At 51.8% G+C, this 20,781-nt stretch carries 22 protein-coding genes; 5 read left to right on the forward strand and 17 right to left on the reverse strand.

Annotation, left to right across the window (positions count from 1 at the left end):
- Window positions 1–40 precede the first annotated feature (40 nt).
- The 6 genes from ACIQLF_RS07125 to ACIQLF_RS07150 form a co-directional block, all read right to left on the reverse strand.
- Window positions 41–460, reverse strand: coding sequence for a hypothetical protein (locus ACIQLF_RS07125; RefSeq protein WP_400296099.1), 420 nt, complete (start codon window positions 458–460; stop codon window positions 41–43).
- 77 nt (window positions 461–537) lie between these two features.
- Window positions 538–1,347 (reverse strand): hypothetical protein, encoded by an 810-nt coding sequence (locus tag ACIQLF_RS07130; protein WP_400296102.1) that lies wholly within the window; start codon window positions 1,345–1,347, stop codon window positions 538–540.
- Between the two features lie 157 nt (window positions 1,348–1,504).
- Entirely contained in the window at window positions 1,505–1,687 is a 183-nt protein-coding gene (locus ACIQLF_RS07135) for a hypothetical protein (RefSeq protein ID WP_400296104.1), read from the reverse strand.
- Between the two features lie 47 nt (window positions 1,688–1,734).
- Window positions 1,735–2,247 (reverse strand): hypothetical protein, encoded by a 513-nt coding sequence (locus tag ACIQLF_RS07140; RefSeq protein ID WP_400296106.1) that lies wholly within the window; start codon window positions 2,245–2,247, stop codon window positions 1,735–1,737.
- Entirely contained in the window at window positions 2,247–2,702 is a 456-nt protein-coding gene (locus ACIQLF_RS07145; RefSeq protein ID WP_400296108.1) for a hypothetical protein, read from the reverse strand. Before ACIQLF_RS07145 ends, ACIQLF_RS07140 begins: the two co-directional genes overlap by 1 nt.
- Complete coding sequence (locus ACIQLF_RS07150; protein WP_400296110.1) at window positions 2,702–3,601, reverse strand: phage protein Gp36 family protein; 900 nt, start codon at window positions 3,599–3,601, stop codon at window positions 2,702–2,704. The genes ACIQLF_RS07145 and ACIQLF_RS07150 overlap by 1 nt, the downstream gene beginning before the upstream one ends.
- Window positions 3,602–3,673: 72 nt before the next feature.
- Here ACIQLF_RS07150 and ACIQLF_RS07155 point away from each other — a divergent pair, with 72 nt between their 5' ends.
- The 3 genes from ACIQLF_RS07155 to ACIQLF_RS07165 are packed head-to-tail and all read left to right on the forward strand — an operon-like array spanning window position 3,674 to window position 5,622.
- Window positions 3,674–4,396, forward strand: coding sequence for a hypothetical protein (locus ACIQLF_RS07155; protein WP_400296112.1), 723 nt, complete (start codon window positions 3,674–3,676; stop codon window positions 4,394–4,396).
- Window positions 4,397–4,400: 4 nt separating this feature from the next.
- Window positions 4,401–4,997 carry a hypothetical protein gene (locus ACIQLF_RS07160; RefSeq protein ID WP_400296114.1) on the forward strand — a complete coding sequence of 199 codons (597 nt, stop codon included), beginning with the start codon at window positions 4,401–4,403 and terminating at the stop codon, window positions 4,995–4,997.
- Window positions 4,998–5,034: 37 nt separating this feature from the next.
- Complete coding sequence (locus ACIQLF_RS07165; protein WP_400296116.1) at window positions 5,035–5,622, forward strand: hypothetical protein; 588 nt, start codon at window positions 5,035–5,037, stop codon at window positions 5,620–5,622.
- Window positions 5,623–5,654: 32 nt separating this feature from the next.
- Here ACIQLF_RS07165 and ACIQLF_RS07170 read toward each other — a convergent pair whose 3' ends face one another.
- The 10 genes from ACIQLF_RS07170 to ACIQLF_RS07215 all read right to left on the reverse strand — a co-directional run bounded on the left by ACIQLF_RS07170 (window position 5,655) and on the right by ACIQLF_RS07215 (window position 16,734).
- Complete coding sequence (locus tag ACIQLF_RS07170; protein WP_400296119.1) at window positions 5,655–6,170, reverse strand: hypothetical protein; 516 nt, start codon at window positions 6,168–6,170, stop codon at window positions 5,655–5,657.
- 2 nt (window positions 6,171–6,172) lie between these two features.
- A complete protein-coding gene (locus ACIQLF_RS07175; protein WP_400296122.1) occupies window positions 6,173–6,439 on the reverse strand; it encodes a hypothetical protein in 267 nt (88 codons plus the stop codon).
- A gap of 4 nt (window positions 6,440–6,443) precedes the next feature.
- On the reverse strand, window positions 6,444–7,382 hold the full coding sequence (locus ACIQLF_RS07180; protein ID WP_400296125.1) for a hypothetical protein: 939 nt from the start codon (window positions 7,380–7,382) through the stop codon (window positions 6,444–6,446).
- A gap of 16 nt (window positions 7,383–7,398) precedes the next feature.
- A complete protein-coding gene (locus tag ACIQLF_RS07185) occupies window positions 7,399–7,773 on the reverse strand; it encodes a hypothetical protein (protein ID WP_400296127.1) in 375 nt (124 codons plus the stop codon).
- Between the two features lies 1 nt (window position 7,774).
- Window positions 7,775–9,022, reverse strand: coding sequence for a phage protease (locus ACIQLF_RS07190; RefSeq protein ID WP_400296129.1), 1,248 nt, complete (start codon window positions 9,020–9,022; stop codon window positions 7,775–7,777).
- Between the two features lie 47 nt (window positions 9,023–9,069).
- Window positions 9,070–9,864: a phage minor head protein gene (locus ACIQLF_RS07195; protein WP_400296132.1), complete on the reverse strand. Its 795-nt coding sequence runs from the start codon at window positions 9,862–9,864 to the stop codon at window positions 9,070–9,072.
- The gene (locus ACIQLF_RS07200) at window positions 9,839–11,779 is read right to left on the reverse strand and encodes a DUF935 family protein (protein WP_400296135.1); all 1,941 of its coding nucleotides are present in this window, start codon (window positions 11,777–11,779) and stop codon (window positions 9,839–9,841) included. The genes ACIQLF_RS07195 and ACIQLF_RS07200 overlap by 26 nt, the downstream gene beginning before the upstream one ends.
- A gap of 16 nt (window positions 11,780–11,795) precedes the next feature.
- Window positions 11,796–13,007: a PBSX family phage terminase large subunit gene (locus ACIQLF_RS07205; RefSeq protein ID WP_400296138.1), complete on the reverse strand. Its 1,212-nt coding sequence runs from the start codon at window positions 13,005–13,007 to the stop codon at window positions 11,796–11,798.
- Window positions 12,952–13,518 (reverse strand): terminase small subunit, encoded by a 567-nt coding sequence (locus tag ACIQLF_RS07210; RefSeq protein ID WP_400296142.1) that lies wholly within the window; start codon window positions 13,516–13,518, stop codon window positions 12,952–12,954. The genes ACIQLF_RS07205 and ACIQLF_RS07210 overlap by 56 nt, the downstream gene beginning before the upstream one ends.
- A gap of 90 nt (window positions 13,519–13,608) precedes the next feature.
- Complete coding sequence (locus tag ACIQLF_RS07215) at window positions 13,609–16,734, reverse strand: Eco57I restriction-modification methylase domain-containing protein (RefSeq protein ID WP_400296145.1); 3,126 nt, start codon at window positions 16,732–16,734, stop codon at window positions 13,609–13,611.
- A gap of 307 nt (window positions 16,735–17,041) precedes the next feature.
- Between ACIQLF_RS07215 and ACIQLF_RS07220 the strand changes: the two genes are divergently transcribed.
- Both ACIQLF_RS07220 and ACIQLF_RS07225 read left to right on the forward strand, forming a co-directional pair.
- A complete protein-coding gene (locus ACIQLF_RS07220) occupies window positions 17,042–18,850 on the forward strand; it encodes a hypothetical protein (protein ID WP_400296148.1) in 1,809 nt (602 codons plus the stop codon).
- A gap of 210 nt (window positions 18,851–19,060) precedes the next feature.
- Window positions 19,061–19,834, forward strand: coding sequence for a hypothetical protein (locus ACIQLF_RS07225; protein ID WP_400296151.1), 774 nt, complete (start codon window positions 19,061–19,063; stop codon window positions 19,832–19,834).
- On the opposite strand, the gene ACIQLF_RS07230 is transcribed toward ACIQLF_RS07225, so the two are convergent.
- The gene (locus ACIQLF_RS07230) at window positions 19,818–20,627 is read right to left on the reverse strand and encodes an ArdC-like ssDNA-binding domain-containing protein (RefSeq protein WP_400296154.1); all 810 of its coding nucleotides are present in this window, start codon (window positions 20,625–20,627) and stop codon (window positions 19,818–19,820) included. The genes ACIQLF_RS07225 and ACIQLF_RS07230 overlap by 17 nt on opposite strands.
- Window positions 20,628–20,781 lie beyond the last annotated feature (154 nt).

The following is a 20,781-nucleotide window of genomic DNA, read 5'->3' on the forward strand; positions in this document are numbered from 1 at the left end:
TCGTGTAGAAAGTATTCCTGATACTTGTCGAATACCCTCTCTAGTTCTTCGCTTTTAAACCGTTGTTACCTAGAGCAGTAGCAACGATGTCATTTGTCCACGCGAATCCAAGCGCTGATACAACGTCTGCAACGTCTTTTTTGGCGAACTGTACAAGTTCACTAGTATCGTCCCCTTCATTAGTGCTGACGACTGCTCCGCTGCGGATAAGCGTGATGGCCATCTCCGTTACCTTCTTCTCAGCAATGTCATCGTATTTTGCAGCGACGGCTTTGATTAGATGTTTAGCAGTTAGAGGTTCCAACTCCGCGTTCATCTCTTCTTGCATCTGGCCCATAAAGTCGACGTATGCTTGCCTATCCTTAGCATTTGGAACAGTGACGATGACGTGCGCGCCATCCCATCCTTCGGCAAATTCCGATAAGTCATATTTTCGCTTCGCAACAATATTCAGGCCCATATATGTGTTTCTCCAATTTAAAAGTGTGCCACCATTTATACATGGGGCACACTTTTAGTCAATGGAGTAACAGGGAACTACACAACAGCGGCGAGCGTATTGGTGATCTCCGAAACAATGTCTTTCCCGCCATTTAGATCGTCGGCTTCGAAGAAGAAGCTAATCGTCAGGGTGACAGTGTCATCGCGGCCATCAGAACGAGTTACTTCGCGGAAGCGGACCTTTGTACCTGTTACAGAGATGCTCGACGTACCGTTGATGGCTTCGATCTTCAGCGCGTGGATCTTGTTCGTGAAGTAGTCATCTTCGTAGTCAGTCTTCTTGAACTTAACCACCATCGTGCCTTTGGCTTCCTGTGGTGCTTGGTCAAACTCTGGATCGTCTTCCAGCTCACCGACAGAATGATCCACGGTAGCGGTCTCTTCAAGCGCCAGGGTGATGCTGCGGGCTCTTACGCGTGCTTCAGCAACAGCTAGTCCAGCGACATCATCAGCCAGGTAGACACGTACGTGTCGGCTCGTGAACTCTTTATCTGCCGTATCGAAGACAGGAGTGACGCCAGTAACGTCCTTGTGCTTCCAACCCTTGAGCGCGGTATCAACTTCGAACCAGGCGCCGTTGTCGCCAACTTCTAATTTGAGGTTGAGGTTGTCCATGTAGACCGAGTTGTAGAGACGCGTACCCGATGGGCCAACATTCCAGTAGGACAGTGATTTACGAGCTACTGAGTCATCGCGTTCGAAGCTGTGCGTCCAGGTGCCATCGAGATTATCGACGGTTGTCACCTTGTTCAGCATGCCGTGCATAAGGATTGCCAGGCCGTTGTCAGTAACCTTGCCGCCAAGTGGACCTTCAGAATGCCAGACATCAATAGCGCTATCGTTCACGCGCCGATTCGTACCATTCGCGCTTTCGTTTTCAAGGATTGCAGGGATACTTCGTACGTTCTCAGTTAGCCACAACATCGCGTATGGCTTGGTGGAAGTAACGCCAGGCGTAGCCTCAACGCCAATGATGGCAACTTCTCTTCGTTTCTTATAAGCGCTAAATGCTACCATCACCTACCTCTATGTCTTTCTTAGCTTTAGTTACTAATTCAGCCGCGTCTACAGCGTCCTTAGCTTCAATCGTCTCTCCACTCAAAGGTGCAAAGAATCGACGTGTTGAGGCTACTGGAACTGGAGCAGCGGCTTTATCTTCTATATCAAGTTTGTTCTTCTTAGCCATGACTTCAACATACAACAGCGGTTACTTTTATTAAATAGGAAGAGCTTCTAATAGGTGTCGACAGAGAACTGGACACCAAAGGTAACGTGACCTTCAGCGGTTCGAATCGCATACTGAGTTTTGGTGTCTTCACCAACTGCGCGAGGATTGATTCCATATTCCACGTTCATAGTTGGAGCAACTGCTTCAACATCATCGGCCAGAAGTTCTTTGCGAAGTGCACCCTTTACAGTTTGTGGCTCATAGTTACCGGTCACCTTGTCGCGCTTGCCTACATAGTCACGAATCTTGCGCTCAGTCATATTTAACGGATCTACTTTGTCGCCGTTCCAGTCGTCCTTCTTATTTAGGACCACCTTCACCGTGATGGTGTCTTCGACGTCATCCTGACCTTGGGCCCCTTCAGTCGTTGTGTCGCTGGTCTGCGTGACGATGATGCACGGCAGATTGAACAGCGGGATAACCTCGGGCTCGCCGTCGTAGTAGGTCTTGAACTCGCTGCCAAACGTCGTCTTCATGAGGTTCAGGACGCGCTGTACGTTGTCTTGGTAGTCAGTCATCAAATGAGCCCCGCATTATCCATTTGAGTGGTTAGGTCAGAAACGATGTACTTGACGATCCGTAGCTCACGTTGCTCGTCGATTTGCATCATTACGCGTTCTGGGACGCCCCAGCCTTCGTTGTGGTTGTCGAAGTATGCCGCTTCGTTCCATAGGGATGTCGTGAGACTGGTGGACTTGTGCTTAAACGATCTCTGCATGAGACCGGTACGAATGAGCGGAGGACGTCCAGGGAACTCACGAGCTTTGAACGCTGCATAGTTTGGATTGAGGGCCGGCCATGGTTTGCCAAAGACTTGACCACGAGATGCAAACACCTCACCGCTGAAGAAGTTGGTCAGGTAGAGACCGATACCGCCCATTGAGTTGGTGAGATCCAGGGACGATCCAGCAAACGAACGAAGCTTCGAGGCCAGCTCTTTGTCACCGTCGATTGTTACCTGGATCGTCGTCATTAGAACTTGTCTCGCATATGGAAGAAGCGCGGTGCTTCGGGGCTTGGATCACCTGGCCATCCGGTCACAGTGTCTGAACTCGTCATGGCGATTCCGTTGTCGTCGGTAAGGACTGACTCGCGGTTCTTATAGGCTTCGATGTCTTTTCTGGCAGAGTCTCGCTTCTGACGATTTGTTGAAGTCTCGCCGTAGGCAGCGATCAAGAGGAACGCAGATGCGAGTTGAATCGTCAGAGTATTGATGATGGCCGGCACGGGATTGAAAGGCACGGTATAGGCGCCACTGAGCGATGCATTGATCTCAGTCTCTGCAATACGACGCTGCAGCTCGACGTCACTGTCCGCTAAGTTGTAGGCCTTTTCAAAGCCGGCCTCTTTGCGAATCTCAGCCAGTGAAGCGTAGTGCTCAAAGTCGTCACCACGGAATGGCGTTGATCGCTCAGTCTCTTCGTTCGTCACTGGGTTGAAGTAGGCATACGAATACCAGAAGTCACTGGAGCCGGTTGAGTCCCGGTAATAAGTGGATAGTTGGTCTGGGTCGATAGTACGTGTGGTCAGGACGGTGAACTGGTCATCACCTGGAACGTTGCCAGTCGTGTTCGGTGCGCGGTAGATATGAATCGAGCCACCAAGTACTGCTGTGACGGGTTCATAGCAGCTGTGCGGCAGCTTGAGTGCTGAAACCAAGTTGATGGTCGTCTCATCAACAACGGACGCAATGACGGCGCTCTCACAGCCTTCGCGGGATAGTTGGCCGACGTAGATCGTCTGGCCGTCCGAGTAACCTTCAGTGCTGCGAACAATAAGCGTCAGTGCCTCGACGGTATAGTCAAAGGTAAGCTCAGTTCGCTCTTCTAGGTTTGTCTCAGAGAATGAATCTATTCGAAGTATTGTGGACATGTAAATTTTTACTGCTTATTTTTACTAACTATGGACCAACGGGCAATATTGGTCAACGATTGGATCGAAAGAATGACAAAAGGCAAAGAGCGACCGCCTATGACGCTTGGCAGAACTATCGCTCTATGCATCGCCATCGCATGTTTTGCCGTCCTGTTGGTTCCATACGCAATTACCTTAGTCAAGGGTGAGCCGTTCCCTGTGGATTCGTTCGTTTTTACGATTACGGCTATCGCAGTTACCTTAGTATTGTTTCGTCTTATATCTGGCAAGGTTTCTACATATTCCATAACAATTGAAGCGCAGCAACGAGAAGTACTGGATAACCTGCACGAGCAAGAACGCAAGGTATCTGCCTCGCTGGTTGAAGATGCGCCGAGTTTCGCCCAGCTTTGGGCGGTCACACAGCAGAGGATCGACGTCTACCACGGCATCGCAACTAACCAATCTAAGAAAAGCTTCATGAGTGCCCAAGTTGCCATGACGATAGGATTTCTCATCGTCGTCGGGTTTGGAGTCTTAGCCGCAAATGCTTCAACAATTAGCGGTGCCATCTCGGCGGGAGCAGTAGGCGCGGTAGGTGCTGGCCTAAGCGCATATATCGCTGCTACGTTCATCAAGTCTCAGTCAGAGTCATCCCAGCAACTTCGAGAATTCTTCCTACAGCCTGTGGAGTTCGCTCGGATGCTCAGCGTAGAGCGGCTGATCGAATCACTAGGTGAAGACGACCGGCCCGCTGCGGTGCAGGATGTTATTCGCACCGTCATGCCAACGCCGTCTGAACAGAAGAACTAAGAATATGGACGCGTGGAGCTTCTTCACAAGCGGCACGGCACCCTGGTGGTCCGGACTTCTTGGAACTCTTATTGGCGGTTTGATCACCTACCTGACGACGAACTACATCACCGAGAAGCAACGTATCGCCGCGATTTCTCATGCCGAGGATGATCGGATTCACGCCGCAAAGAATCAGTGGCGAAGTGAAACTATTGCGTTGGTCTCTGAACTCTTGGTCGCCTTTTACCGATATCAAGACGTAACGCTCAAGATAAGACGCGACCTATCGGTTCTATTTCCCAACGAAATCGTACAAGGCACAGATGAGCACAAGGCCTACCGAGCAAAAGCTGACGAACTTGGAGACGATGTGCTGGACGCGCTCTCGGAAGTACGTCGAGTAACATCCATGCTCCAAATAACGTCCGCAGGAGATATTGCCGTCGCTTCGGTCATATTGATGAGCACAATTGCCGAGTACGACCATGAGCTTGCCAACTATGACTTCCAAGTGAGACGACTCGACCTGGCCTCCGCCTCTGCCAACCTGATAAAGATAGCGGCCGACGAGCTCGGACATCCATTCGGCGCAGATTCGGATTTGCTTGGTCGTCGATGAGTCTTCACCCTCATATACATAGAAGGATCAGCAAATAATGGTTCTGATAGAACTGCTTACAGATGTTGCTACCGAAGACATGAGCATCCCTCCTTGGTGGGGTGTACCTGCGATTTCAGCCGGTGCCGCCCTGTTTGGCGCATTGGTCGGCTTCATTTCCACGATGGCTGCTGATAGTCGCAAAGCGAAACGCGAAATCGACAGACGTTGGGACCACACCATTCGTGAGTCCGCCACCAATTTCTTGGTCAAGATCGACACTTACATTGATTGGCTGAGAGAACGGCAAAGACTCCACGGTCAGGCAAGTAATGAGCCAGACGATGAGTCAGCAGGTATCCGAGTGATCACAGCGAAACCTACTCCTAGAGAGCAAGCCAAAGCGGCAGAAGAGGATCTCTGGAGGACCGTAATCGAGTTGGATTTCATCGCTCCTCACCCAGTTACGGCAGCAGCTCGAAACCTTCAAGGTTTGGTCTCGTGGTCACGGTTCGAAAGTTCCGTAAATGACTATGAGATGCGGACAAGCATAGAAGATGCCCGAGCGGTCTTCGTCGATACAGTTCGAACTGCGATTGCCCTCCCACCAGCAGGCATAAACGCAGAAAGAGAGCGCCCGTTCTAGGCGCTCTCGTTAGCTATGGTGCGTTCCAGCTTCTACTTTGATGTAGTAGCTGTCTTGTTTGTTTGGGCTGGCTTAGCGGCTTCCTGAGCGTCTTTGACGATCTTCGCTGCTTCGGCTTTAGCGTCGGCGACTAGTTTGTCAGCCTCTGCGATCGCTTCGTTAGTAACTGTCTTGGCTTTCTCATCCGCATCAGCTGTAGCAGTCTCAGTGACTTCCTTGGCCTTGTCTGCGGCGGCTTCGGCTACCTTGGCTGCATCAGCTGTGGCGGTCTCGGTGATTGCCTTGGCTTCCGCGAGGGCCTTTTTAATAGCTACGTCCGCGATATAAGTTGCTCGGTCGGTGATCTCCTTGGCCTTCGCTTCAGCTGCGGCAGTTCCAGCATTGGCTTCTCTGTCCGCCGCTGCTTTCACTGCTGGATCTTGAACCACGCCGACGCGGATCAATCGAGTAATCGTCTCCTTTGGAGCTTCCAGGCATTCGCCCTTCTTGTAGACCACGCCGTTGAACTTGACCTCGCTTAGTACTGTTCCTGTTGCTGTTTCGGACATAGCTATACCTCCAGAACCGTTACGTTGAAAGTGTTTTCAGCTGTAGCCGCTGCTGCGAGGGTGACAGTAATCGTTCCGTCAGCTTCAAGAACGTTGTCTACGAACTGATCCTGGTTGCCGGCTGGCAGGATGCCCAGGATGTGAGCCCCGGCCTTAACCGTGGCAGTTCCAATCAGAGCCGCTGCTGCCACCGTGACTGTAACTGTCTTGAGGTTGGTGGGAGCTACTGCCCCCACCATGTTCTTGATCTTGCTAATACCACTGCGCATCAGACTAAGCTCCAGTCGCGAACGCGTCCTTGAGTAGGTACCAAGCGTCGTCCATTAGCATTTCGTAGTTGTAGCGACCGGTCACCACGATCTTTGTGTGCTCAGGATCGTTTAGGTATTCCTTGGTCGTTTTGAGGTCATCCTCAAGTACGAACTTGTAGCCACCGTTCAACTGCTTGCGACCTGGTTTAGGAGTCACGAAGCCGAACAGTACGTCGTTGCCCCAGATGTTCTTGATGTCGTCGTCAAGGCCTTCAGCTGCGAAGTTTGCGCGTGCCTGGCCAATGAGGATGTTCGTAATGCCGAACGGTCCAAGCAACTGTTTGAGCTGCTCCAGGCTTACCGCACCACCTTGTGCCCATTTGAGGCGATCCAGGATGTCCGGGTGGCTGATAAGTGACAGGTAACCATCACGGCTCAATGCCATCGTGTTGTACTTGATGAACTTGCTCGAAGTCACCGCAGTTTTGATGTCGTTGAACGGATCTGAGTTCGCGTAGTCAGACCAGCGGTCTGTACCAAGCAATGTGCGGTTGTTCGTGACAATAGTTGGATCGGTCAGCTTGTCCGCGAGAGCCTTCTCATCGACTAGAGCCATAACTGACAGGATGTTCTCTGTCTCGTCTGATTCTGGTTCGAATGGTTCGTCAGTTAGTTCGTAGTCATCCGCGGTCACGACACCAGATAGAGCGTGCTCTACAAGTGGCTGAGCCTGCTTGTAAGAACGAGTCTGCGAAACGCTTAGAGCCTTCGATAGTCCAGTACGAACGGTGCTCGCAGGAAGGTTCAGGTTCTCTTTGCCGTACTCAGGGATCTTGAATGTTGGCTTCTTGACCGGAACAGCTGGGAATAGCTTGTCCGCAATGAAGTCTTCTTGTGTGTTCTCCCAAGCGTTTGCGACGTTTGTCAGCGCTTGGTCGATGTAGATAGCTTGCTTGCCCATATTAAGTTATGCCTTCCTAAAATTTCTCGTTAAGTTTGATGTACTCGGCGATTTCACCTGCCTGTCCTGCACGCACCAGGCGTCCGAATACGCGGTCACCGGCATTTGTTGTGGCCACGGCTTTACCGTCAGCGTCTGTGGTCAGGTACGCGTCTTTGGCAGTGTTGGCTGCGAGGCGAACTTTGAATGTGCCCTGGCCGTTGATTAGAACGACGTCAGCAGTGAGACCAGCTACTGGAGCGTTATCCAGTACGCCCAGGATCGCGTCAGTTGCTGCGGTCGCTAGGACCAGCTTGCCGTCGGCATCGGTTTTTACGAGTTGAAACTGCTGTGTCGACAGATCAACTGCTGCGGTTACGCTCGTGCGGTCACCTTCTCGATATGCAGTCATGTTATTGCTCCTCCTTGAGCTGTTCTTTTAGGTTGGCATCAGCGTCTAGAACTTGCTTGCGCGCTTCTGAGTACGAGAGCTCTTTGTTTTCTTTGCGCGCGTCAGCTCGAACCGTCTTGACGCGAGTGTCCACTTCTTTCATTGCGTCTGCGTGGACATTGGCACCAGCGTCACCGAGCTCTTCGCCCAGGTCTTTGTTTACTGGTAGGCCCTTGAGTAGAGCTTCAAGCTGTGTACGATCCGCACCTTTTGATGCAAGTAGCTGATTGGTCCACTTCTCAGCGTCACCGCTTTTGATCTGGCCAGCTTGCACGCTTGCAGAAACAGTTGCTTTAGCTTCATTGCGCTCTAGCTGATCCTGGGCTTTACGGCCTGCCGCTGCATCAGCTTCTAGTTTCGCCAGGCGATCAGCTGTGATGCTTACTGGTTTAGCGCTTGCTTCAACACCCTCAACAGCAACGCGTGCGGCTTCGGCAGCTTCTGCATCCGCAGTAGCCTTTGCTTCGTCGGCAGCGGCTTTGTCCGCAGCTTCTTTGTCAGCGGCAGCCTTTTCGTCAGCTTCTGATGTGTCCTCAAGCTCGTACTTAGTCAGCTCTTCAGCTGATAGGTCGGCTTTGTTGTCTGCCAAGAACGCTTTCTCTTCAGCGGTCAGGTCAGCAACTTGTTTCGCACGAATTTCTTCTAGCGTCATATGGTCTCCTTCATCATTATGTTGTTCACTGTCACCAGTGGCAGCGGCCTTCACTGTCTTGCTAGGAAGGCGCGATGCCGTGACTGGTTTCAGCTTCTTGAATAGTGGAATGTTCGTGAGGGCAGCGCCCGTCAATACGTTTGGTACGAATTCGTACTCTTGTTCAGGGTTCTCCCACGGATAATTTCGTGGGTTGAATTCTGGTGAGATGTACTTCCATTCACCGTCTTTGATTGCCTGGACAGCAGCGGGCGTCCAATTGGGATCAGTAAGGAGTGCAGTGCCTGAGTCATCGGCATAGAGCTTCGGCATCCAGCCAGAGGCCTTATCAGCTGCTTTATGGCCGTAGTTGATTGGCGCTTGCTTGTCGTCTTCTACTAGGCCGACACCCTGCTCGAAGTGACGAACGAACTCCTGGATATCTTGCGGAGTAATTTCAAACTCACCATGCCATGGTGTTTCCCATGAGCCAGTCTTGAGTAGTTCAATGGTCTTAGGCGCGTTACCTTCGGCATCAGCCTTGATTTTTACTAGTGTTCGGAAAGCTTTTATAGACATACTTGTCTATAACATCTATCAGGCGTATATAAATGTCAAGAGAATTGCTAGTAAATGTAAATCAGAGAACAACGGCATCTAGGATGCGCAGCCGGTCGATCTATTTCCCTGCCGGTGGCTAGAACGAACGGATCATCAATATCAAGGGTCTTGCCAATAAGTGGAGAACATAGCTGGCACGCGCCCTTCAGTCCATCCCAAGTCTTTTGTTTGGCTCCGGTTGCCTTAGCAAAGTGCTTGAGTCCTGTCTGATAAGCGTTCACCGGCTCCGTCTGCGATATGAGTTCAGCGCGGATCGGGTTATCAATCACGTCCATCAGTCGGATAGTCGCTTCGTGTGCGTTCTCCCCCAGGGCAATACTCTTGGCCACGGATTCACGAATGAGTTTGCGGGTCGTCTCTGTAACCCCTTTGACGAACTCAGCGGTGTGCAGCCTGGCCGCTTGCATGATTGCCTCATCCAGCGTGTTGAAGCCCATTGGAATCCCGTACAGGTACTCCCCCGCTATGGCCCCAGTAGCAATGAGTTCAGTAATGAGCTCGATGACCGCAGCGGTTAGAAGCATCTCCTCATTCGCCCATACAGGATCGTCATTGTTTAGGACCGGGCCGGCGTCGGCTTTGACCTGCGTAGGTAGACGAGACCAGTCCACGTATTTGATTGCTCGGGTAGACAGCTCATGCAGATACTCACCTGTGGCTGTTTCTAAGGCCGCTTCTAGCTCCAGTAGCCGGCGGAACGTAGTTGGACTCGCTTTGTAGCTGTCCTGCCATTCCTCGGCTGCGTGGATAGCAACGTGCAGCTCTTCGCGTGCTTTAAGAAGTTCTGTTCGAGTTGCCATAGAGCAGCCTTGTAAGTGACGCTGATGCTTTCTTAGCCACGCGTACCAAGGCGTTAGCTTTCTTGGTCTCGTTGCTTTCAGGTAGATCGCCGTAATTGATAGCCGTTGTCTTGATCGTCTTGCCGTTGAATGCTGCACCGAGTTGTTCTACCCAGGCATCAATATCCGCATCCTTTGAAACGTAGGCAAGCGTGACGTGTGGTCGGTACTCGCTAAAGGTCTGGATATGCGGCAGCAGCGTGAGGCGCTCGTGGCCATCAATGAGATCTGGTGTCTTCTCGATATGAGCAATGACCGCGAAGCTTTCGCCCACATCGAAGTAGTCGACGTCTTCGATCTTCAGTGAATCAAGGGACCAGTCTTTGAGGACGGCATCTACTTTGTCTTTCCAGACGTTCCCGTTCTCCAGTAGGCCATAGAGCAGCGTTACGTGCGCTTCAGTCTCAGCAACTGCTCCCATCACATGGTCACTGGCTTTCGTCGCTTCAACAAGGTCGTCAACAAACTCAGCAGGTAGGTGCTTCATAACGTCGAGAGTCTCAGTGTCCATCATGATGCAGCCAAGATCGCTTGGATCAATGTCTAGGTCGTCGTACAGGCCGGGAACGTCCTTGGCGCTGACTTGTGCAGCAACCCTCCGTTGGCGACGTCGAGAAGCCTTGATCTCATCCGCTGACTCTTTGTCCTTGGGATCAACCTTCGGCTTCTTGGGTTCACGTGGACCGTCTTCACTCATCTCAGGGAAGCCAAGTAGATTTCGGACGTGTGCTTCGTCTTCGTCGCTTGGCGTGATCATGCCAGCGTCGTTGAATTTAGCCAGGGCTTCGGCAAGCGACGTGATGTTCTTCTGGTTGATTTCTCCAGAGCCAATGGACGGATAAGCGTCGACATTGAAGTTCAGGTCTACGAGCGTCTTGACGACGTAGCCCATGGTGTCTTTTACGTAGTCGAGGACGGCCTGTACAGATTGGTTGAAAAGCTCCCGGTGATCTTCGCTTGTTGAGCGCGTGCCTGAGCTCCCAGATGAACCGATCTCTAGGAATTGTGCCAATACGTTCTTAGTGATTTGGCGATCGTGGCGGTTGATAGACGGCTGGATGTCTTTGAGGCTGTTTCCCTGCATGTCCATGAAGTTGATGTCCCAGCCGGTGGGCTCTTCGATGTACGCCTCTTCGCTGGCACGGAGATTGCGAGCTGCAGCTTTGGCGGCATCTCGTTGAGTATCTGTAGCGCTCGTTGGGTACTTGATCTTCACAACACCCAGTGAATGACGCTCATGACCGACTGCATCAATTTGGTAGTACTTGTCTACATAGAACCAGTGCTTGTACGCCGAACGTAGGATGCTGCGACCTTCGAAGTTGTCGCCTTCTTGTTCATTGGTGAAGACGACAATCTTCTCCAGGGGTATTGGAACGATTGTGCCGTCCGCCTTGCGGAACGTGATGCCGGGCACGCCCTTGCCAGCTTCCCAAGTATCGAGACTCGTCTGTTTACGGAAAGCCAGCTTGGTAAGGACCACGCGCTCAACGCCGTCGACTACTTCAACACCGAACACCATCTCATGTACAGAGAAGCCGAACTCGAGGTGCGTGAGGATCTCCCCCAGTACTTGCTTCCATTTGAGCCGCTCGAACAAGTTCCAACCAACGAAGTTGCTGATCTGAACGTCTGAGTCGTCCTCTGTGGCAGGTACGGGAAAGAACTTGGTGGATTTGATAGGAAGCTTCACCGCGCGCAGTGCAGCGCTTACAGTGGCGTCAGAGCGACGCATTTCATCCCAAATGAGGAGACCGCGGCGGCCAGTTAGGTTCCGGTTGTATTCTTCGCCAGTAATGACACCGTTGAAGAATTGAACCCCGGTATCACCGATTTCAGAAGAACTCAGAACTTTCTTGTTTGACTGACCTGCCATCTGTCTTCAATTTAAACTAGAACCTACTACTTAACAAGCCCGAAGTGATCGGTCCGGAGCCCTGCTCATCATCAGGTTCGTACTCGAAATCACCTGGTGCATTGCCGATCAAATCTGTCATTGCATAGCGCCCTGCGTCCATAGCGTGGTTGAAGAGATCCCTCGGCACATTCAGCGGTTCACCATTCTTGTCGAGCTTCCAAATGTAGTTGCGCTCCTCCTTGATGAGCTTGGTGCTGCGTTTGGTGACGTAGACCTGCTTGGTCGTCACTGTCTGCAAACCGTTGCGAACCGAATCGGCGCCCTTGACTGCTCCAACGATCATCACGCCGTGGCTTTCGATTTCATCGATTGATTTCGGCTCCGAGCTATCACCGACGACCAACACCTGCTCGTCCTGGCTCAGGATCAGGTCGGCGATATCCTTGTTGCTCATGCCCTTCTCGTAGCAAATTTCATCCCAGATGTAGCCACCGTTCCACTCGTAAATATCAATGATGGCCGTGGGGTCGTTCGTATAGCCAAAGTCGAGCCCTCGACGCATAAGGCGTGCTTCAGGCGGCACCGAATCGATGTGTATCCAGTTCTTCATGATCTGGCCTTCATTGCGACCGACTTCTCCATCCGCATAGACGCGTCGGTAATTCTCATCAATGGCCGCGTTGGCCTCGATCTCTCGGACGATGGCCGACTCCAGCGCTTCATTGTCTCTATATGTGAGCTTCAGGAATTCGTGCACGCGATGCGGGATCAACTTCTCATGAACCCAGAATGACGACACAGGGTTGAAGTCCAAAAGAATGATTTTGCGTGTACGACCTGCCAGCTGGCGATAGATAGGAAAACTGACGTTGTTGCACTCGTTGACGAATAAAATGTCGCGTCGCGGTCCGTGGGCTTTACCAGCATCCTCAACACTGAAGAACTCGATAACTGTTCCGCTGGGAAACGTATACGTATTGAGAGTGCTGCTCCAGCAAGCATTGTCCCAATACTTCTGCATCTTCATGATGGTCTTGAAGTCACGCATAGCCCCCAGGCGAAGGTGCGGGAAGGATTCAGACACAACGCTGATTACGAGATCGTTGTTCGACTGAGAGACATGGATGAGATAGGCCATGATCGAGAACGTCTTGCTCGCGCTCGTGCCACCTTGAATAATTCGTAGGCGTCTACGAAGGCTGCTGATCTTCTTGAGCGCTGTCGTCTGCTGTAGCAGTGCCGCCATCCAAGTCCTCCTCGTCATCGTCCAGGACAGTTAGAGTGCCTGGAGCAATGCCGGCTAGAAGAGGGATTGGCTGGTCCTTGGTCGTGTGGTCAATCTCTTGACGATCACGCCAGCCCCAGTTGTTCTTCAGACTGAAAGCAGCACCAGAGTTATTGCGACTGTATAGCTGGCTCTCCGCCCATTCATGACAGCGATCGTATGCAGCAGCCACCGAGTCGGAAAACTCATCACGTTCACCGTAGTTGATGAGCGTTTCGCGGTGGATACCAAGTGCCCTGGCAAGGCCGGAAACTGTGTATGGCCTCTGCTCGGTCATGACAGCACGCTTGAGCCAGATAGTTTCACCTTTTTGATTGACGCCGCCGTCGATTACGCGCTGCTCGATGTGCGGATCGCAACTGTCGAAGTAGGCATTAATGGACAGCTCTAGCTCATCAACAGTCTGAAACTTGAGCGGTCGTCCGCCTTTGTTCTTTTCTTCTGGTGCTTCGGGTGTTTGAGTGTCTGCCATATGTGCACCTATTTATGCACAATCCTCAGAATATTGAAAGGGCCAGCATCGTCGATGACGACCTGGCCCTTTCACGAGTTCAATTAGACATCACCGTTTACGGCTCGCATCAACATGAGCGACTTCAGGCAACGTCAACGCATGAATTTCGTAGAAATGACTATCGATCTCCATATCCATCGCATCGATCTCGCTGACAACGCCTGCTACACGCACACAGTAGTCATCGAAGTACTCCTGAAGGCTCTCTTTTTGCCTCAGTGAACCCTTGTACTTGAGGAGTTTCACAAACTCGAAGAAATCAGTTTCCCACCACCGTGCTAGCTTTTGAGGCCAGCGCTCAAGTCCAACCTCGTGAAGCACGAAGTTCTTGAACTTGTCCTCAATACCACGCAACTCCTGTCGCTTGACTGCCACCTTCTCTGCAACGGCAGCTATTGCTGTCTGCTCCTCAAGCGGCGTTTTAGGTACGGGGGTGTTTCTCAGGTTGGGTGCCGAATAGAGCATGTAGCCTCCGCTCATCCTCAGACCGTCAAAGAGACATTCAAAAACGTATGAGTACAGGGTTGACCCGAGCCAAGCCTGAACGTACCACGGGTTGTAGTCGTCGCTGAATGTGTGCAGGCAATTAGTGTTGATCGATGCATACTCGCCATTCTCGTCAAAGAAGGCCTCACACCTGAGCCCAATCTTCGCAACTATGATCTTTGGCGACTGGTACAAATTCCGCCGGTTCGACGAGACGATGGGATCGGTTACATCAAGGTAGGGCTCCATGTAGTCCGTGCCTTGGTTCTTGAAGCGATGCAATCCCCACAAAGCGAGATCAGGATCAATCGTCCCCGTGTTGATGATCTTGAGGCCACGGCCTTCTTCGTTGACGAGCTGCGAGTAGTCGTCTGCTTCACCTGCTGTGCTGGTCGCATTGATCTTTGCGGCCCTCTCCAGCGGCGCATCTTGCCCGAATACCTTTAGCGTTACGTCGATTCGGTCATTGAGCAGAAAGCCCATGATGTTATCGTCCAGCTTCGTCAGCATGGATGAATCGAAGGCCCTGGTGACAGCCTGTGATGATTCCTCATCAATGCGACCGGCCATAACTTCATAGGTCTCGCCATCGACAGGCTTCAACTTATCCAGAAGGGTTATTACGGGGTATGTGCTCGCGTCTTCAAATACATTCTTATCTGAATAGTCGATCAGCGTCCGAAGGTGACTCTCTGCCACTATGTACTCGCGCAGGGCTCGACCGTAGCTCGCCGACAAGTATCGGTTGGGGCTGATGTATCCGAGTTTTCCGCCGGTTCTCAGGAGTTTAAGACCAAGCTCGAAGAAGTAGATGTATAAATCAACGGCTCCGCGTGAAACCTTGTAGTTCTTCTTTAGATACTTTCGCTGTGCGTCCGGTAGGTATCGAGACAAATCCATGGCGCTGACATACGGAGGATTACCCACCACCACATGGAAGCCGTCACCCTCGAATGAGTGCTTGAATGCAGTGCTGTAGTCGAATGCTTTCTGCGGGTCGACCAACTCATCGGAGATAAGACTGTTGCCACACCGAATATTGTTGTCGAGGGCTGTGAGTTTGTGGCCGGGGCGCGCAGTTTTCAACCACAGACTGAGCTTTGTGATTTCAACGGACTCTTCATTGATATCGACGCCAAAAATGTTGGTACGAAGTATCTTGTCGATCATGTCGTCGACTGAGAACAATGCCTGCATGGTTTCATCGACGTACAGATTCGCATCAAGGATTGCGGCAACTCGACGGTTCTCGGCCATCAAGTAGTCGAGCACATGTACAAGGAATGCACCGCTGCCACACGCTGGGTCAATGACCTGGATCTGCTGGAGCTCGATCTGATACTCACGGTAGACAGCGGCTTCGGCTTCGTCGTAGGTGTGATCTGTGCGCTTTGCCGAAAGCTTGTTCTTCGACATCAGCTTTAGTTCGACTTCCCGCAGATGTTCGCCGACGGTGTTTGCCACAATGTAGCGCACGATGTAATCAGGCGTATAGAAGATCCCGTCAGCCTTGCGCTTGCTGATGGCGTGGAGCTCGTCTAAAGCTTCATCAGCCTGTTTGTCCTCTACGCTGCGACGAATCTCTTCAAGGTCGGTGATGGACTGCTCGAAGATGTGCCCGAGGATGTTAACGCTCAGGTCTTCGTTGAAGTCGTACTTGCTTAGCGACAGGACTTTCCGCAGTGCCGAGTCACTGATCTTGAGGGAATTTAGTTCGGGGTCGTGTGCGAACAGACCACCGTTGTACCCGATCGGAATCCCGAGCCGGTCACTGCCACTATCGACGGCAGCAAAGAAGGACTTGAGAATGTCCCACAATGAAAGAAGTGAGGCGTTCGCGGCATCCTGAGTAACACCATGGAGAATGTTGTCCGGTAATAGACCCTTGTCTTCCGCGAAGCAGGCGAAGATGACACGGTCGACGATCTTCTGCCCTTTTTGAATCGCCAGGTCGAAGTTGGATCTCGTGTCTTCGTTGAGTGAATAGATGTCACGCAGGAGTTCAAGTCGCGCTACACGGTAGGTCTGATAGAAATCGCGACCAATCGACTCCTGCTCTTCCCGGAAGGCGCTGAGGAGTTTCTCTGTTGCAGATTTACCCCTGGGCGCGGTGAAAGCTTCAGCCCTCAGTAGTCCGTAGAAGGTCTTGAACTGATAGAAATCATTGGCCGGGTTGATTAGATCATCGAGGGTCCAGGATTCGTAGTCGAGTTGGTGTTCCTGGTAGATCCGCAGTTCGTAGAAGTTGCTGACGATCACAAACGGGCACGTGCGATATTGGCTCTTGTACTTGAACCCCTGCTGAACAGGGCTCATGTTTCCGTCGCGTCGTTGCGGCTTATCCAGGTCCACCGCAGCGCCTTTGAGCTCAACGACTGCCGAAATATTAGCGACACCCTCAACAGCATCGGTATAACCAAGCACCGCGTCGGGAAGTTGCTTCTTCTCCGTGGTCGCCTTTGGTTCAAACGTAAATGGAGTGGACGGCTTTTCAGCGTACCCAAGGATTCGCATAAAGAAGTCGGAGTTATACGCCTGCTCGCGGCTCGTCTCTTTGTCGGCCTTGAGCGAACCACGATGATAGTCATCGTGCCATCGACGGACGATCTCCAGTTTGTCCTGGATTTCTTCCGTGCTTACTTCGCTTGCGAGAGCATCGAGTTTCTTTTTACCAAATAGACTAGCCACAGGATGGAGTCTAGGTGATGCCTTTATGTTTACCCGAGAGGGCCACGCTTGAATCCGACTTCTAAAGTCTTGATCCATCACCACTGAAGCCTTTTCCTAGGAACGAGGCATCCGCTCTTGGGTGGACGCCTTGAGGTGGGCGAAAACCTTCGCCGACGATGCCTCAACGATTGACTATGCCTGGTCAATTTTACCGTCTGAGTCAGACCAGCCGCTGCCTGTCAGTGCGTTTCCCACTGAAGACAAAATTGCACTCCGCGGCGGAGAGTACAAGAAGGGTCTTGTAAGACTCCCTGCGAACTGTCGAATGTTGCCGAAACTTGGCGAATCGGTAGCAAACTCATATTGTCCAGAGAGCGAACAAAATACTTCCGAGAGAGTTGAACAGCGCGTGGCCGAAGTAGAAGGACTGCAATCCGGTGGAGACGACTCAAGCGAGCCATCGAAAGCGACGGACGAGCAGGAATCGACGCAAAGACCAGCAACAGTCGATACTCAAGCGATTCATGACAAAGTCAAACGCATACACGCGCTCGTCCCTTCGATTGGTACTCGATGGCGTTGGTACGACATCCCTTATAGGGCGCTCTGGTGGCTCATAACGTCCTGGCCCCGCCGATTAATACCGTGGCGAATTCGTCGTTCCTTCAATCGAGCCCTGAATTTCTTCATCCCTTTCAATCATTTCGAGCGCCTAAAAGTTGCCCCGTTGGACGACCCTATGGACAACCTGGTGATCCCGGAAGGTGAATCCATCAAGCAAGGCGGGATCTGGATCGTTGAATTTTTTCCTCCCAGCTACTACCCCCAGTTAGTCAGCGCGTTGAAAAAGAACGGTTGGGATAAGGAAAGAAACTATCTCGGTCAAGAGGGAAAAAACGCGGAGCGAGTGACTAGCGCGCGCCGAGGCGGCGGGTTTTCTTGGTCAAGAATCGGCACTGTTGCGAGACCGGACAAGGGTTTCATGCCCTATGACGCAATACGCGAAATGCTGCCGGTAGAGTTCGAGGACGTTGAATTGACCGCCACACAACTCGGTCAGGGCCTGACTGTCGTCACAGCGTTTGTGAGACTCAGCAAGATCGGTCAATCCAGCCTTAACAACGTTTGGAATGCTCAACATGAGCCCACTATTGAATGGCGCGGATTCCGACGAGCCGGTGTACAAGATCGACGGTTGGCCGCGATTCGTGCAACCCAAGCGGAACGCATACGCCTGCATGATGTTGCCAGGAAATGGCTAACACGTCGATGCGGCGGCTTCTTTTCAGGGACACAGGCAGGCCAACCGATAATCGACTTTAGTTTGTTCGCGACTTATGACCCCACTACTGATCCGATTACTCAAAACTATCGCGATCCGCTACGGGCGTTAGCTATGGGCGGCGACTACTTATATGACTATGTTTCACCCCAAATTCCTGGGGCTGTCCTAGTCCCTTCAAGCTATACGGGCAGTACTGAAAAAAGGTTAGAAAATTGCTGGGGGGTCGTAGGTGCATACGACCGCGTATCGATCGAGAATGAGCAGAGCGGATACGGAGAAAGACCATATGCCGTTACGACTCTTGCTGCGATGCTTGACGATTCGATTCGAAGCTTCCTAGTTCGCCATGCAATCTTGCAGTACACCCGACAAGTAGCAGTAGGCTATTCAGTCGCTCGTGATATGGCTCGCGTCAACCATCGAAAATTCGGAACCCGCCAAATTGAAGCCCTACGTCGACAACTTCTGACCACCAGTCTCGACTTGCCCGTGATGGCACGTGATTCGGCAGAGGTCTGGAATAAACCCTGGGTAAGCTCGGACAACATCCAAGTCGACGCGCTCGGTCGCAAGGGAGATCCTAGTCCGCTTGAAGGATTCGATCTAATCGAGAGGTTCGGTGAGAATCGTGAGGAGCAGTTCCAGCACCTCATAGAGCAAGATGCAGACTATCGAGATGTGCTTTCTACCGTAGCGTCGCTTGGTGCAAGTGCTGAAGACACACGACTTGGCCGCCGCGCACTCTTAGTAGCTGGAGTATCTCTGGTTGTCTCTTTGGTTACTCTTTTGGTGACAGGACCGGGTGACGATTCACTTTGGTCCCAACTTTTGGAGTATGTCCAAGGGTAGTTGTTCGTCGGTTTGCCACTAAACGTCCGAACGTGCCGACCGATAAGCTCATTGCAAGAGAACGTGACATATGGGGGAAGCTTGCTCGCACAGATATTGCCAGGGTTCAGGGACTTTAGAACACCGCTGGTCACTGGTTATTTATGGCTTATCGTCGTTTGGATTCTCATCGGAGCTCCACTGCCTGATGCCCAGTCGAAGGATGGCCTCATGGGCATCATCAATGCGTTTGGGGCGTTTCTATCGCCTGTAATTTATCTGACGGTATTGAGCTTTATTGCCTACTTGGTTGGTATGGTCACCACTGCAAATGTGAGTCGGGCGCACCTATCGGTTCTGCTCAGCTGGATCTTCCGCTCAAAGAAGATGAAGGGCAATAACAAGCACCTCGACCAGATCGTCCGAGAGAACATCGAGCTAGCCAGAAAAAGAGAAGTTCATCCGAATCAAATAGAAAACGAATTTGCTATAGAAAAATTCTACGGAAGCCAGCAGGAATACGACATTCATCACCAAGAAACTCATGGTGATACAACCCTGATGACTTTTGGACATAGGCTTGAAGCTCTTGAACGGCTGATCCCATTCCTCTCGGATGCTATTAGGGCTTCAGTACCTACCCTCGCGGTGAAGCTTCAAGTGAAGAATAAAGACCTCTATGACAGATATGAGAAAGACAAATCAGAGGCAGAGTTTAGGCTGAGTATCGCTGCACCGCTCGCAGTACTGTCTGTTCAAATTCACTTCATCACTATGGGTAACACGGCCTACCATTGGCCGTGGATGCCCCTCGCTGGGATATTTGCAGTCCTGATGTTGGTCTGGCGAGGTCTCGCTAAGCGTTCCTCAGCGACAACCATCGTAATTACTGCCTTGGAAATAGGAACAATAGAGTCAAGCGAATTTGACCGGCTTGCTCGTCTGTCGACAGAGGACCCCGGAAACCGGCATTTCCATAGCAGTCCGACTACTGAGAATCACTAGCCGACAACCTCCCTGCTTTGAGAATCTTGTCCGTAGCCGTAAACACCTGCCGTATGGCAGCATCATCAGGCCGCCCATTGCGTAACCATCCTTGGATATACCCGCGGCTCTCAGCAGCATCGAACTGATCCGTAGCCTGTAGCTCGTTCATGGTCAGGTAGGCAGTGGACTCGGCTTGAAATTCTTTGATGCCACGATGCTCCCGATAGTCTTCCAAACCTTGTTCAGAGGTGTGCCCCAAGGTCACATGACCAATTTCGTGAAGAAGCGTCTTGAACGGGTACTTGGCTACTGGACTGACCGCTACGTTGCGTTCATAGCTGTAGCCGGCCACATTGCCATTTATCTGCTCGAAGTCCACCTGGACTATCGCAAGGGCCCCCAGAGCCCGTTCTTTGTTCCAGGTAGGTGGTTCGTATTCGGGTAGCTCCTCCCCCTCAGTTTCTGAGACGGTGAACAGGCAGTTGACCATCTTGAAGCCTTTGACCTTCTGCTCTTCTTCGCCTTGATCGTTCGTGCCCTTGTAAAAGATGGGACGGAGGATTGCTTTGGCTTTGCTGCCTTTTTGGACTTGGCGGCCTAGCTCTTGCCACTTCGCATAGGTAGCCACGGGCTCTCGAACTCCCTGGCTGTGCAGCAGCAGCTGGTTAAGCATGGAGTAGTTGTAGAAGCGATTGTATGAAGTCATTTCGCCGGGCTCTAGCGTCAGGGCTTCTTCCAGGAGCTTTTGCCATTCAATGTTGACGGGCTCTTGTTCAGCTCGTGCGCGTGGCTTGGTTAGACGTTCGGTCATACTGAGACCTCTTGCTTCACCACCCGTCGGACAAGCTTGAGTAGCTGATCTACTCGCCATTCTCTGGTGTTGTAACCATGCGTCTTTGCGTAGTGAGATCGTCGGTACTTCTCATTTACATCCACGCCGCAGATGGCACAGACTTCTCGTTCGA

This window comes from Paeniglutamicibacter sp. NPDC091659 (assembly GCF_044756805.1).
Classification (GTDB): domain Bacteria; phylum Actinomycetota; class Actinomycetes; order Actinomycetales; family Micrococcaceae; genus Paeniglutamicibacter.